The 13,789-nt window shown below is 74.4% G+C and carries 11 protein-coding genes; 9 read left to right on the forward strand and 2 right to left on the reverse strand.

What is annotated here, in order from left to right:
* Window positions 1–81: 81 nt before the first annotated feature.
* The 8 genes from ACFVNO_RS28335 (at window position 82) to ACFVNO_RS28370 (ending at window position 10,538) form a co-directional block, all read left to right on the forward strand.
* Window positions 82–1,353, forward strand: a complete 1,272-nt coding sequence (locus ACFVNO_RS28335) for a hypothetical protein (protein ID WP_355268696.1) — start codon at window positions 82–84, stop codon at window positions 1,351–1,353.
* Entirely contained in the window at window positions 1,350–3,944 is a 2,595-nt protein-coding gene (locus tag ACFVNO_RS28340) for a tetratricopeptide repeat protein (RefSeq protein ID WP_355268698.1), read from the forward strand. The genes ACFVNO_RS28335 and ACFVNO_RS28340 overlap by 4 nt, the downstream gene beginning before the upstream one ends.
* 17 nt (window positions 3,945–3,961) lie before the next feature.
* Window positions 3,962–5,581, forward strand: coding sequence for a protein phosphatase 2C domain-containing protein (locus tag ACFVNO_RS28345; RefSeq protein ID WP_378897137.1), 1,620 nt, complete (start codon window positions 3,962–3,964; stop codon window positions 5,579–5,581).
* Entirely contained in the window at window positions 5,565–6,911 is a 1,347-nt protein-coding gene (locus ACFVNO_RS28350) for a VWA domain-containing protein (protein ID WP_355268700.1), read from the forward strand. Before ACFVNO_RS28345 ends, ACFVNO_RS28350 begins: the two co-directional genes overlap by 17 nt.
* A gap of 9 nt (window positions 6,912–6,920) precedes the next feature.
* On the forward strand, window positions 6,921–7,643 hold the full coding sequence (locus tag ACFVNO_RS28355; RefSeq protein WP_378897139.1) for an FHA domain-containing protein: 723 nt from the start codon (window positions 6,921–6,923) through the stop codon (window positions 7,641–7,643).
* A complete protein-coding gene (locus ACFVNO_RS28360; RefSeq protein WP_378897142.1) occupies window positions 7,603–9,201 on the forward strand; it encodes a hypothetical protein in 1,599 nt (532 codons plus the stop codon). The genes ACFVNO_RS28355 and ACFVNO_RS28360 overlap by 41 nt, the downstream gene beginning before the upstream one ends.
* A 26-nt stretch (window positions 9,202–9,227) precedes the next feature.
* Entirely contained in the window at window positions 9,228–10,073 is an 846-nt protein-coding gene (locus ACFVNO_RS28365) for a glutamate ABC transporter substrate-binding protein (protein ID WP_355268706.1), read from the forward strand.
* 150 nt (window positions 10,074–10,223) lie between these two features.
* Window positions 10,224–10,538: a DUF6221 family protein gene (locus tag ACFVNO_RS28370; protein ID WP_220563579.1), complete on the forward strand. Its 315-nt coding sequence runs from the start codon at window positions 10,224–10,226 to the stop codon at window positions 10,536–10,538.
* Between the two features lie 40 nt (window positions 10,539–10,578).
* On the opposite strand, the gene ACFVNO_RS28375 is transcribed toward ACFVNO_RS28370, so the two are convergent.
* Together ACFVNO_RS28375 and idi are read right to left on the reverse strand one after the other, a co-directional pair.
* Window positions 10,579–11,274 (reverse strand): HAD family hydrolase, encoded by a 696-nt coding sequence (locus tag ACFVNO_RS28375; protein ID WP_378897146.1) that lies wholly within the window; start codon window positions 11,272–11,274, stop codon window positions 10,579–10,581.
* A 159-nt stretch (window positions 11,275–11,433) separates the two neighbouring features.
* A complete protein-coding gene (gene idi, locus ACFVNO_RS28380; RefSeq protein WP_355268710.1) occupies window positions 11,434–11,970 on the reverse strand; it encodes an isopentenyl-diphosphate Delta-isomerase in 537 nt (178 codons plus the stop codon).
* Window positions 11,971–12,106: 136 nt separating this feature from the next.
* Between idi and ACFVNO_RS28385 the strand changes: the two genes are divergently transcribed.
* Window positions 12,107–13,564 carry an SDR family NAD(P)-dependent oxidoreductase gene (locus ACFVNO_RS28385; RefSeq protein WP_355268712.1) on the forward strand — a complete coding sequence of 486 codons (1,458 nt, stop codon included), beginning with the start codon at window positions 12,107–12,109 and terminating at the stop codon, window positions 13,562–13,564.
* The last annotated feature ends 225 nt before the right edge of the window (window positions 13,565–13,789 follow it).

Consider the following 13,789-nt stretch of genomic DNA (forward strand, 5'->3'; position numbering starts at 1 on the left):
TCCACCCGGTGGGCGCGGGGCGGACGGACGCGGGGAGTGGTACGGAAGGTGGCGAGCGCGTCGGAGGCGAATACGCCGCCCATGAGCCGGGAGGGCATCGAGCACGCGCTCAACCGGGTGCGCGGGGAGCTGAAGCGGATCACGCTCAACCTGGCCGACCTGGAGGACCACGTCGGCCACCGGATGCTCAAGGGCGCGGACCTGCGCGGCCTCACCCGGGAGCGCTGGGAGCACGCCGAGCGCCACGTCCACCGCCTGTGGACGACCTACGACGCCTTCCGCCGCACGGTGGAGGAGGCCACCGGACACCACGGGCAGGGCGGCGGACGCCCCTCCGACCAGGTCCGGCTGACCTTCCTGCTCACCGGGCCCTGCCTGGAGCTGCCGCTGGAGAAGGCCCCGCTGCACGAGCGCGGGCTGCTGGACACCGACACCGAGCACATCACCCTGGCCGAGGCCGTCGCCCGGATGACCGCCGACTACGAGGAGGTCACCGAGGTCGTCTCGGCCGCCGAGACCGCCTGGAACTCCCTGCACCCCCGCCTGGCCGACCTCGACTCCCTGTGGCGGGAGGTCGGCACCCTGAGCGACATGATCGAGGAGGCCGGCGACGAGAGGGACGACGAGTCCCTGCGCTCGGAGCTGGCCGGGATCGGCGACACCGTCCGCCGCGACCCCCTCTCCCTGCTGGGCGCCGACCGCCGGGTCGACACCTCGGGCATGGAGCGCCTGCGCAAGCGCCTGGAGGCGGCGCGCGGCGAGCTGCGCGACGCCCTGCGCATGCGCGACTCCTACCGTGAGAGCACCGCCCGCCTCGTCTCGGCCGTCGACGACCTGGAGGCCGCCCTGGCCTCCCTGCGCGAGCGGCGCGCCCACGTGGCCGGCCGTATCCGCGAACCGCGGGCGATCGACGTCCCCGACCCGGTGCCCGCGCTGCGCGCCCGGATCGACGCTATGGACGCCCTGCGCTCCCGGGGTCGCTGGCGCGAGCTGGGCGTGCTGCTCGGCGAGACGCAGGCGGCCGTCCACGCCGCCTCCGACGACGCCCGCGAGCGCGAGGAGAACCTGGAGGGCCTGCTGGAGCGGAGGGACGAGCTGCGCGGGCGCCTGGAGTCCTACCGCGCCCGTTCGGTCCGGCTGGGCCTGGCCGAGGACCCGGAGGTCGCCGGACTCCACGATCGCGCGCACCGGGAGCTGTGGACGGCGCCCGGCGACCTGCGGGCCGCCACGGTCGCCCTGGCCGCCTATCGCAGGGCGCTGGAGGAGCCCGGGGTGACCGAAACCACCCAGGACAGAACCACGCCGGGTCCAGACGCGTCAGACGGCGAGAGCGATGGTGGTGTGAGCAGATGACGAAGTGCACGAAGCCCGGGTGCGGCGGAGCGATCGAGGACGGCTTCTGCGTCGTGTGCGGTCTGGAGCCCGCGCCCGGCGCCGTGCCCCCGGCGCCCGGCCCCCGGCAGAACCCCTCCTTCACGGCCCCCGCGCCCCGGGGCACCGGGCCGCAGCCCGGGTACGCGCGGCAGCCGGCCCCGCAGCCCCCGCCGTACCCCCACCCGGCACGGCCCCACCCCTCGGGCCCGCAGGCGTCCTTCGGGGCGCCGGCGTCCGGCGGTCCGCCGCCCACGGGACCGCAGTACTCCTTCGCCGCGCCGAGCGCTCCGGGGACGCCGTCCGGCATCCCGCCGGGCACTCCCTCCGGCACGCCCCCGGGCACCCCGCCCGGCACGTCCTCCTCCGGCGGCACCGGCCTCGACCAGTGGCTGGGCTCCTCCGAGGGCGACGACATCAGCGACCCCATCCACTCCCACCCCATCTCCGGCAACATCCGCCTCTCCGGCCGATCCGGCCCCGGCAGCATCACCGGTTCGGTCGGCGGCGGCACGGGCCCCGGGTCCGGGCGCACCCGGCGCTCCACCCGGGGCATGCTCGGCGCGGGCATGGTCCTCGTCCCCCCGGTGCCCTACCGGGACCCGGCCGAGGCGATCATGGAGAACCCCGTCGTCTCGGAGAAGAACCGGTTCTGCGGCAACTGCGGGGAGAAGGTCGGCCGCACCCGCGGCGACCAGCAGGGGCGCACCGAGGGGTTCTGCCGCAAGTGCGGCACCCAGTACTCCTTCACCCCCAAGCTGGGCCCGGGGGACAAGGTCGGCGGCCAGTACGAGGTGCTGGGCTGCCTCGCCCACGGCGGCCTGGGCTGGATCTACCTGGCCCGCGACCGCAACGTCAACGACCGCTGGGTGGTGCTCAAGGGCCTGCTCAACGCCGGCGACGCCGAGGCGCACAAGGCCGCGGCGGCCGAGCGGGCCTTCCTCTCCGAGGTCGAGCACCCCAACATCGTCAAGATCATCAACTTCTCCCAGCACCCCGACGCGCGCACGGGCATCCCCGCCGGGCACATCGTGATGGAGTACGTCGGCGGCAAGTCGCTGCGCGAACTCCTGATGGAGCGCCGCGAGCAGGACCCCGACGCCGTACTGCCGGTCGACCAGGTCATCGCCTACGGCCTGGAGGTCCTGCGGGCGCTCGGCTACCTGCACTCCAAAGGCCTGCTGTACTGCGACTTCAAACCCGACAACGTCATCCAGAGCGAGGAGCAGATCAAGCTCATCGACCTGGGCGGCGTGCGCCGCATGGACGACACCGTCAGCCCCGTCTACACCACCCCCGGCTACCGGGTCCCCGAGGACGAGCTGCGCGGCCCCGGCCCGACCGTCAGCGCCGACCTGTACTCGGTGGGGCGGGCGCTGGCCGTGCTGAGCTTCCGGTTCAGCTTCATGCGCGAGTTCCCGCACGAGCTGCCGCCGCGCGGTTCCGTACCGCTGCTGGAGCGCCACGAGTCCTACGACCGGCTGCTGCGCCGGGCCACCCACCCGGAGATGGAGCGCCGCTTCCACGACGCCTCCGACATGGCCGACCAGCTCACCGGCGTGCTGCGCGAGGTGCTCTCCGACCTCGAGGGCGCGCCCCACCCGGCGCCCTCGACCCTGTTCGGCGGCGAGAACTTCACCATCGGCTCCGACGTGGGCCGCGCCGACCGGATGCTCGTCCCGCCCTCGCCCACCGAGGCGGCGACGCTGCTGCCCGCGCCGCTGATCGACCCCACCGACCCGGCCTCCCAGCACCTGCGGGGCTTCCAGGCCCTGCCGCCGGAGGACCTGGTCGCGGCGCTGCGGTCCATGCCCGAGCCCACCCCCGAGACCCTGCTGATGCTGTCCCGGACGCTCATCACACTGGGCAGGCACGGGCAGGCCATGGACGTCCTGCACCAGTTCAGCGAGCGCATCCCGGGCGACTGGCGCACCATGTGGTACCTGGCGGTCGCCGAGCTGAGCACCGGCCACTTCCAGGGCGCCCGCGACCACTTCGACGAGCTGTACGGCCACCTGCCCGGGGAGATCGCCCCCAAGCTCGGACTGGCCCTGGCCTGCGAGCGCACCGGCGAGCACGCGATCGCCGCACGCCACTACCAGAACGTGTGGAACACCGACCACTCCTTCGTCAGCGCCGCGTTCGGCCTGGCCCGCATCCGGCTGGCCCAGGGCGACCGGAACGGGGCCATCGCGGTCCTGGACACGGTGCCGGAGCTGTCCAGCCTGTACGTGCACGCCCAGACGGCGCTCATCTCGGTGCTGGTGGCCCGCCACCCCGGCCGGGAGGCGGACGACCTGGTGCGCGCCGGCCAGCGCCTGGAGCGGCTGGGCCTGGACGGCGAGTCCACCGACCGGCTGGCCGCGCGGGCCCTGGAGTCCGCGCTGGACTGGCTGGAGGCCGGCGGCCGGGCCGACGGGACGGCGCTGCTGGGCGGCCCGCTCACCGAGGACGGTGTGCGCGCCAACCTGGAACGGCGCTACCGGGACCTGGCGCACCGGTCCACCTCGGTCACGGAGCGGTACGAGCTGATCGACAAGGCCAACTCCCTACGACCCGTGACGCTGCTGTGAGGATCGAAGGAACAGCGATGACGAAGGTGCGGACCTGCCCGGGGTGCGCCGACAGGGTGTCCGCCGGCGACGCCTTCTGCGAGCGTTGCGGCCACCCCCTGCCCGAGGACGTGCGGCAGGCCCCGGCGGAGAACCCGGACACGGTGCAGACCGGCCCGAACCCGGCCGCGCCCGGGCTGGTCCCGGCGGACGGCGGACCCACAGCGCCACAGGTGAGCCTGTACGGCGCCGAGCGCTACGAGGGCCGGGGGGAGGGGCACTCGGAGCCGACCCCGTCCGGGCCGACCCCCTCCGGGGCCACGCCGTCGGGCCGGACCGCCCGCGAGGAGCCCCATCCGCAGGGCGTCTACCGCACCGTCAACCCGGCCGACGTCACGGTCGCGGGGGTCATCCCCTCGGACGCGACGCCCTCCGGGAGCACCCGGCCCGCCGGCGCGGCCCCTCCGGGCCCCATAGCGCCCCAGGGGCCGCGGCCCGCGGGCCCCCCGCCCGCGGCCCACGGCGGTCCCCCCGCGGGGCCCTCGGGGCCACCGGTGCCGGGCGCGCCGCCCGCGGAGACGACCCCGCGGGGGCCCGGCCGCTCCCTCACCGACAGCCTCGCCGTGGACGACGACTGGGACGCCATCGACTCGCTGGCCACCCAGCCCGTCCGCCGCGACCCGCAGCCGCGCAGGCCGGCCCCCGAGCCGGTCGTCCCCGACTGGCCCCCGCCCGGCGGCTCCGGGGCCGTCCGGCCCGCGGGCCCCGACCTGTGCGTGTGGTGCTCCGGCCGGGTCGTGGACGGCTACTGCGAACGGTGCGGGTTCCTCCAGCCCACCGGCCGCGACCACGTCGAGGTGCGCGCCCGCGCCGCCGTCGGCGTCAGCGACCGCGGGCTCAGACACCGGCGCAACGAGGACGCCATGGCCATCCGGGTCGTCCCCGACGACTCCCCGCACGCCGCCGGCGTGGTGTGCGCGGTGGTCTGCGACGGCGTCTCCAGCTCGCCCCGCTCCGACGAGGCCTCCCGGATCACCGCCGAGACCGGCGCGACCGTCCTGGCCGAGCAGGTGCGGCGCGGCGTCGACGCCCGCGAGGCCACCGGCGTGGCCATGACCAGGGCGGCCGAGGCCGTCGCCGCCATCGCCGACTCCCCGAGCTCGGCGCCGGCCTGCACCTTCGTCTCCGCCGTGGTGGACCCCGCCGCGGGCACCGTCACCATCGGCTGGGTCGGCGACAGCCGCGCCTACTGGCTCTCCGGCGGCCCCTCCTCCAGCGGTTCGGCCCTGCTGACCCGGGACGACTCCTGGAGCGAGGCGATGGTGCAGATGGGCGCGCTGTCCCGGGAGGAGGCGATGCGCTCGGCCAACGCGCACGCCCTCATCGCGTGGATGGGCGCCGACTCCGGCGAGATCGACGCGCACATCTCCACCGTCACCCCCACCGGCCCCGGGACCGTCCTGCTGTGCAGCGACGGCCTGTGGAACTACTACCCCGAGGCGCAGGCCCTGACCGAAGCGGTGCCCGGGGCGGGGACCCGTCCGCTGGACGCGGCCCGCACCTACGTCCGGCTCGCCCTCGAAGGGGGCGGCAAGGACAACATCACCGTCGTCGTCATTCCCGTACCCACAGGGGGCTCCCGTGCCGAACAGGGCTGAACCCACCGCCGAGCCGGAGTTCCGGGTCGAGGTCGACCAGAACCGGTTCCTGCCCCTGGGCGGGCGGGAGGTGCACGCGGTCGTCGGCATCACCTCCACCGGGCCGGTGCTCGTCGGAGCGGACGTCCGGGCGACGGAGCTGATCATCGTCGACACCTCCGGCTCCATGTACGGGGAGAAGATCAACGCCGCCAAGCAGGCCGCCCGCGCCGCCGTCGAGACGCTCCGCGACGGGGTGCGCTTCGCGGTGATCGCCGGGCACCGGCAGGCCGAGATGATCTACCCCGCCGGGAACACCCTGGCCACCGTCGACCCCTCCACCCGGGCCGAGGCGCTGGAGGCCGTCGGCCGCCTGCGCGCCGACGGGGGCACCCGGATGGGCGCCTGGCTCACCCGGGCGGCCGAGCTGTTCGCCACCGTCGACGGCGGGGTCAAGCACGCCATCCTGCTCACCGACGGCCAGAACAACGAGGTCTCGCAGGACTTCGAGCGGACCCTGAGCCGGATCGCGGGGAGCTTCGTCTGCGACTGCCGCGGCGTGGGCACCGACTGGAAGGTCGAGGAGCTCCGCAGGATCGACGCCGCCCTGCTCGGCGGCGGCCCCGGGATCATCGCCGACCCCGCCGACATGGCCGCCGACTTCCGGGCGATGGCGCGGGCCTCCATGGGCAAGGCCGTCGCCGACGTGGCGCTGCGCCTGTGGACGCCCCAGCATGCCGTGGTGCGCTACGTCAAACAGGTCGCCCCCACCGTCCAGGACCTCAGCGACCGCGGCGTGGAGCGGGCGGCACAGGCCAAGGACTACCCCACCGGTTCCTGGGGTACGGAGAACCGCGACTACCACATCTGCGTGGAGGTCCCCCCGGGCGATCCCGGGCGCCAGTTGCGCGCCGGGTGGGTGCGCGTGGTCCTCCCCGGTCTCGACGGCGCCCAGGACAGGGTCCTGGCCTCGGGGAACATCCTCGCGGAGTGGACGACGGACGAGGACAGGGCCACCGAGATCAACCCCCGGGTGGCCCACTACACGGGCCAGGTGGAGCTGGCCCAGGCCATTCAGGACGGGCTGGAGGCCCGGCGATCAGGGGACGAGGACACCGCGACGACGCGGCTGGGCCGAGCCGTCGCGCTCGCGAACGAGACGGGCGACGAGGAGACCGCCAGACTCCTCGGAAAGGTGGTCGACGTCCTGGACCCGGTCACCGGAACCGTTCGGCTCCGCCCCACCGTCGAGAAGATCGACGAGATGACACTGGACACCAACTCGACCCGGACCGTTCGGACCCGGCCCCGCCCCTCGGGGCCGGACGACGGTGCCCCCGGACCCGGGTAGGAGGGACCCATGCCGAGTTGCCCATCCGGGCACCACTCCACGGCGACCGACTTCTGCGACATCTGCGGGCTGCGCCTCCAGGCGTACGAGCCCGCGCCACCCGCCTGGTCGCAGGGCCCGTCGGCGCACACGCCGCCGACGGCCCACGTGCCCCGGCCGAACCGGCCGCCGCAGGCCCCGCCGCCGCGGCGGTCCTCCGGCGCGCCCCGGGGCGGGCCCTGCCCGGAGTGCTCGACCCCCAGGACCGGGAGGTTCTGCGAGGAGTGCGGATACGACTTCGCCTCCCACCAGCGCCGGGACCCCGGCGGAGGGGCCCCGGGGATCCGGGTGGGCTGGCGGGCCACCGTCACGGCCGACCCCGCCTACTACCAGTACATGGTGAACCAGGGCATGCTCGACCCCGCCCGCATCGCCTTCCCTGCCGCCGTCCAGCCGCGCAGGGTGGACCTGACCGGGGAGCGGGTGCACATCGGGCGGGCCAGCGCCACCCGCGGCTTCACCCCGGAGATCGACCTGGGCGGTCCCGGCGGGGACCCCGCGATCTCCCACATCCACGCGATCCTGATCGCCCGCCCCGGCGGCACCTGGGTCCTGGTCGACCCGGGTTCCACCAACGGGACCACGATCAACGGGACCGACAACCCCGTCGCCCCCAACGTGGAGGTCCCCCTGAACGACAACGACCGGATCTATGTCGGCGCATGGACCGTCATCATCCTCCAGAAGGGGTGAGCCCCCGTTGATTCCCTCCCCCACCGCCCCGTCGGAGCCGACCCGTTCCGGCGGCCCCCCGGAACCCGGAGCCCCCGCGGGCGGGACCGCCCGCGCCAGGGCCGCCCGCACCGGGACCTACGCCCGTGACGGGTGGTCCCGCTTCCGGCGGTGGCTGGCCACCACCCCCGCCCGGGTGTGGCTGCTGACCCTGGTGAGCGCCGCCGCGATCATCGGCCTGTTCGCGTCCGCCTCCCACACGCTCGGCCAGGCCCGCGCCGGCCTGGACGTGCTCGGCCGCGGCGCCGGCCCGCAGGCCATGGCCACCACCGACCTGTACCTGTCGTTGGCCGACATGGACGCCCGTATCGCCGACGTGCTGCTCATGGGCACCGACCACGGCCTCGGCTCCGGGCGCGAGGACGCCCTCGAACAGTACGAGGCCAGCCGGGAGCAAGCCAACGAGTCGCTGCTCCAGGCCGCGTCGCTCACCGAGGGCGACACCGTGGAGGAGCGCAACGTCCAGGAGGTCCTGGACGGACTGGGCGCCTACGAGCGGCTCGTCACCCAGGCCCTGCTGCGCAACGACGAGGCCGAGGCCGCCCCCGGCGAGGTGAACGCCGAGGCGCTGGAGTCGTACCGGGCGGCCACCCGGCTGATGCACACCGAGCTGCTGCCCAAGGCGTTCAACCTCGGGCTGGACTCCTCGGCGATCGTGCGCGCCAACCACGAGGACGGGCAGGCCGCGGTCACCCTGGGCCTGCTGTGGGTCGGCGGCGTCGGCGTGGCGGTGCTGCTGTCCCTGCTCGGCCTCCAGGTGTACCTGCGGCTGAAGTTCCGCCGCCGGTTCAACCTGCCGCTGATCGCCGCCTCCGTGCTCACCGTGGTCCTCACCGCGGGGGTGATCCAGGTCCTGGTCGGCAGCGGCGGGCACCAGAGGGACGCCAAGGAGGAGGGCCTGGACGCGGCGATGTCGCTGGCCCGGGGCGGGGCGATCGCCACGGACATGCAGGCCGACCAGAGCCGCTACCTGCTGGACCCGGAGCAGGCCGACAACTACCAGCAGGTGTACCTGGAGCGGTCCCAGCAGGTGCTGTCCCGGCCGGTGAACAACCTGGCCGACTACTACACGGCCGTCGACGAGGTGGCCGCCTCCTACCCCGAGCTGCCCGGCGCGGACGGCTCCGACCCCGACGACCCCGGCACCCTGGGATACCTGGGCCAACGGGCGCACGACGCCCTGCTGCCGGGCCAGCAGGACCGGCTGGCCGACGTGCTGGGCGCCTACAACGAGATCCAGACACAGGACCGGCTCATGCGGGAGGCGGTGCGCAACGACGACCTCGGGGAGGCCATCGGCATCCGGATGGGTGTCGCGGACTCGGAGAACGGCACCTTCGCGGCCTACGAGGAGGCGCTGGACGGCCTCACCGAGGTGCACCGGGAGGAGTTCGCCCGGGGCATCCGACAGGGCGACGCGGCGCTGGCCCCCTGGACGTGGCTGCTGCCGGCCGGATCCCTGGCGCTGCTCCTGCTCGTCGCCCTGGGCGTGCGCCCCCGGCTGGCCGAGTACCGCTGACCCCCCGAGAGACAAGGACAAGGCCGATGAGGTTTCGACACCGCCGCGTCGCCGCCGCGGCCGCACTGGCCGCCACGGCGGTGCTCGGGCTGCCAGCCTGCTCCGCGGTGCTGGGCGGGGAGGAGTCGCTGGTCGACGCGGACTCGCTGGTCGTGGGCGTCAAGTACGACCAGCCCGGGCTGGGTCTGGAGACCGCGGAGGGCAGCGGCGAGTACGAGGGCTTCGACGTCGACGTGGCCCTGTACATCGCCGACCAGTTCGGGATCCCCCGGGAGAACGTCGAGTTCGTGGGGCTCAACTCCGCCGAACGCGAGGAGAAGCTGGAGAGCGGCGAGGTGGACATGGTCGTGGCGACCTACTCCATCACCCCGGCGCGCAGGAACCAGGTGACCTTCGGCGGCCCCTACTACGTGGCCAAACAGGACGTGCTGGTGAGAGCCGACGCCACCGGCATCCAGGGGGTGCGCGACCTGGAGGGCATGTCCGTCTGCCAGAGCGAGGGCTCCAACTCGGTGGACCGCATCACCGAGGGCCTGGGCGTGTCGGTGGAGAGGAGGGAGGAGGACACCTACAGCGACTGCATCGAGGAGCTGAGGACGGGGAACGTGGACGCGGTCTCCACCGACAACCTGATCCTGGCCGGGTTCTTCGCCCAGACCCCCGACGCCTTCCGGTTCGTCAACAACCCGTTCACCGATGAGAAGTACGGTGTGGGGCTGCCGTACGGCGACATCGAGGCCTGCGAGGCTGTGAACAAGGCGATCAGCCGGATGTACCAGGAGGGCGACGCCGCCGAGATGCTGGACCGCTGGTTCGGGGAGACCGACCTGGAGATGGTGTACAGCGTTCCCCAGTTCGAGGGCTGCGACTGATCCGCGGGACTCCGGCGGGAGCGGCGGTGCCGCTCCCGCGGGTGTGTCGGGGCACGCCGCGGGCGGTCCGCCGGTGGTGGCCCACTCGGGGGTTATGGCAGATACTGACCCTTATGTAAGGCATTGGGGGCTCAGGATAGGAGTTGTCCGTTGACCATCGTCGAGTTCCTCAACGCGCGTTTGGACGAGGACGAGCGCGCGTCGAAGGCCGTACCCGTGGGAGCACGCGGCCGGGACCGGGCGTTGGCCGAAGTCGCCGCCAAGCGCAAGATCGTGCAGGGGTACACGCGCGCGCACCACGCCAGCATGCGCAGCCTCCAGCCGACCATGGCCGGGGCTCCCCCCGTCCCCGCGCGGCAGGGCGAGGACCCCTGGTCCGAGCTGCTGGCCTGGCGGCTGGCCGTGAAGTACCTGGCCGCCGTCTACCGGGGGCACCCGCAGTACGACGCCTCCTGGGAGGACTGACCGGGGGCCCGGGAGGAGCGGCGGACGGAACGGGGGACGCTCACGGCGCGGCCAGGCCCGGCAGCGCCTCCACCGTCTCCACCAGGTCGGCGCCCGTCGCGTCCGGAGCGCCGAAGACCGCGGGGAACCGCCTTTCCAGGTGCGCCGACCAGCCCGTGACCAGCCCCGCGCGGGCCGCCCCCGCCACGTCCCAGCCGTGCGCCGTCACCAGCGCCAGCCGCCCCGGCACCACGCCCAGGGAGCGCGCCGCCGCCCGGTAGGCCTCCGGGGAGGGCTTCCAGGCCCGGCCCGGGCCGCCGCCCATGACCCCCTCCACCAGCCCCTCCAGGCCGGCCCGCTCCACCAGCTCCAGGGACGTGGCCGGACCCGTGTTGCCGAAGACCACCGCCCGCAGGCCCGCGTCGCGCACCGCGGCCAGGGCGGCGGCCGCCTCCCGGCGCGGCTCCAGCTCCGACAGCCCGTCCACGATCGCGTCCTCCGCGGCAGGGGCGATCTGGTGGCCCGTGACGTCGCGCAGTGCGGTGCGCACCACGTCCTCGAAGGACCGCCCGCCGCCCACCAGCGCCAGCGCGAACACGTCCCGCGCCAGGTGATCGGACCAGCGGGCCATCAGGACCCGGGGGATGCCCGCCTCGCGGAACCGCCACTCCAGCGGGGCCAGCGGGAACAGGGTGTCGAGGACGTCGAAGGCGACCACGGCCGGGCGCGCGGCCCGGCCCGGGGGGACAGGGGACATCGGTGCGGCTCCAGGGGGGAGGAGGGACGTGCCGACCGGAGTCCTACCCCGATCCGGGGCCCCGCCGCGCCGCCCGGCCGGGAGCGGCCGCCGCCCGCGTCGGCGGCGGCAGCGGAGGAGGCGGGCGGCGCGGCGGGCGGAGCCGGATGGAGCCCGGGGTCAGAGGCGGTCCAGGAGGGGGATCTGCTCCACCGCCCACGGGCTGAGCAGCCACGGGGTGCGTTCGGCCACCATTACCAGGTCCTCCCAGCGCGCCCAGGAGAACTCGGCCACCTCGGCCGGATCCGGGGACGGGGCGTCGTCGGTCAGCGCCCAGAACACCGGGCAGAACTCGTTCTCGACGATCCCCTCCGCCGACACCGCCCGGTAGCGGAAGTCCGGCAGCGCCGGGCGCACCTCGGACAGGGACAGCCCCAGCTCCTGGCCCACCCGGCGGCGCACCGCGGCCTCCAGGTCCTCGCCCGGCGCCGGGTGGCCGCAGCAGCTGTTCGTCCACACCCCCGGCCAGGTGGTCTTGCCCAGGGCGCGGCGGGTCAGCAGGATCCGGCCCGAACCGTCCCTGACATAGCAGGAGAACGCCAGGTGCAGCGGGGTGTCGGTGGTGTGCACCGCGGCCTTGTCCGCCGTCCCCACCGGTTCGAGGCCCTCGTCGAGCAGCACGACGAGCTCGCGCTCGCCGGTCGTCGGTCTGGTCACTGGTCTCTCCCAACCCGCGGGGCACCCGCGTCGTCTCGTCCTTCCATGGTCGCCCGTCCCGGACACCGTTTCGTGCGCATAAGGTTCCTCTGGGCGAAGAGTCGCGCCCGGCAGGACGTCCATGTGGAGTGAGCGGATGACGGAGACGAACACGGTGGCCGCAGAAGGGGCCGGGAGCATCGACCCCGAGCGGATGCGGGTGTGCCTGGACGTGATCGCCCGGGTCGGAGAGCTGCCCAGCGACCACCCCGACTCCCTCGCCCTCCAGAGGGCCAGCGCCAAGCTGTTCAAGACGGTGAAGGAGACCCGCCGCAGGGAGCGCCGCGAGGCCCGCAGGGCCCACGACGACGCCGTGCTGGCCGCCACCGCCACCGCCGCCCCCGACCGCATCGACGACGAGACCAACGGGCGGGCCCTCAGCAGCGGCGCCACCGGCGAGCTCGCCGGGGTACTGCGCAAGGCGCGCGGGTGCTACATCTGCAAGGAGAAGTACCGCGAGGTCGACGCGTTCTACCACCAGCTGTGCCCGGCCTGCGCCGCCTTCAACAGGGAGCGCCGCCACGCCCGCACCGACCTGACCGGGCGGCGGGCCCTGCTCACCGGCGGCCGCGCCAAGATCGGCATGTACATCGCGCTGCGGCTGCTGCGCGACGGGGCGCACACCACCGTCACCACCCGGTTCCCCAACGACGCCGTCCGCCGGTTCGCCGCGATGCCCGACAGCGACCGGTGGCTGCACCGGCTGGACATCGTCGGCATCGACCTGCGCGACCCGGCCCAGGTGCTGCGCCTGGCCGACGAGGTGGCCGCCCGGGGGCCGCTCGACATCCTCATCAACAACGCCGCCCAGACGGTGCGCCGCTCCCCGGCGTCCTACGGGCCGCTCATCGAGGCCGAGTCCCACCCCCTGACCGGCGACCACCTGCCGCGCCCGCTCGTGCTGGGCGGCGTGGGACGGCAGGCCCTGGAGTCCTCCGACGCCCTCGACGGCAACGCGCTCACGCCCGAGATGCTCACCTCGCTTGCGCTCACCACCGGGTCGGCGTCGCTGGAGCGGGTCCGCGCGGGCACCGCCGTCGACGCCGGGGGCCTGCTGCCCGACCTGGCCGCCGACAACAGCTGGACCGACCGGATCGGCGACATCGAGCCCGTCGAGATGCTCGAGGTCCAGCTGTGCAACGTGACCGCGCCGTTCCTGCTGGTGGACCGGCTGCGCCCGGCGCTGGCCGCCTCGACCGCGCGGCGCACCTACATCGTCAACGTGTCCGCCATGGAGGGGGTGTTCGGCCGCGGCTACAAGGGCCCCGGCCACCCGCACACCAACATGGCCAAGGCCGCGCTCAACATGCTCACCCGCACCAGCGCCCAGGAGATGCTGGAGACCGACGGCATCCTGATGACCAGCGTCGACACCGGGTGGATCACCGACGAGCGGCCCCACCCCGACAAGGAGCGGATGGCCGAGGCCGGGTTCCACGCCCCCCTGGACCTGGAGGACGGGGCCGCGCGCGTGTACGACCCCATCGTCCGGGGCGAGCGCGGCGAGGACGTGCACGGCTGCTTCCTCAAGGACTACGCCCCCGCCGCCTGGTGACCGTGACCGTGCCGCCGGGACCCGAGCGGAGTCGGGGGCCGGGCCCGTACCGGCGGGGGATCACGTCGTGGCGTGCCCCGGGCCGGGTGGGTCCTGGCCGGGCGGCCCGGGGGTAGAGCCCGGTCCGCCCGGATCGGGCCCGTTCCTCGGGATCGCCCCGGCCGAGGCGACGGGGCCTGAGGGGAGCCGGGGGCCGGTCGGATCGAGGTCGGTCCGTCAGGGGCG

The sequence above is a fragment of the Nocardiopsis sp. NPDC057823 genome, from assembly GCF_042797335.1.
Taxonomy (GTDB): Bacteria; Actinomycetota; Actinomycetes; order Streptosporangiales; family Streptosporangiaceae; genus Nocardiopsis; species Nocardiopsis changdeensis.

Coding starts and splice junctions, on each gene's coding strand:
- ACFVNO_RS28335 (WP_355268696.1), top strand. CDS start 82: ATGAGCCGGGAGGGCATCGAGCACGCGCTCAACCGGGTGCGCGGGGAG.
- ACFVNO_RS28340 (WP_355268698.1), top strand. CDS start 1,350: ATGACGAAGTGCACGAAGCCCGGGTGCGGCGGAGCGATCGAGGACGGC.
- ACFVNO_RS28345 (WP_378897137.1), top strand. CDS start 3,962: ATGACGAAGGTGCGGACCTGCCCGGGGTGCGCCGACAGGGTGTCCGCC.
- ACFVNO_RS28355 (WP_378897139.1), top strand. CDS start 6,921: ATGCCGAGTTGCCCATCCGGGCACCACTCCACGGCGACCGACTTCTGC.
- ACFVNO_RS28360 (WP_378897142.1), top strand. CDS start 7,603: ATGTCGGCGCATGGACCGTCATCATCCTCCAGAAGGGGTGAGCCCCCG.
- ACFVNO_RS28365 (WP_355268706.1), top strand. CDS start 9,228: ATGAGGTTTCGACACCGCCGCGTCGCCGCCGCGGCCGCACTGGCCGCC.
- ACFVNO_RS28375 (WP_378897146.1), bottom strand. CDS start 11,274: ATGTCCCCTGTCCCCCCGGGCCGGGCCGCGCGCCCGGCCGTGGTCGCC.
- ACFVNO_RS28385 (WP_355268712.1), top strand. CDS start 12,107: ATGACGGAGACGAACACGGTGGCCGCAGAAGGGGCCGGGAGCATCGAC.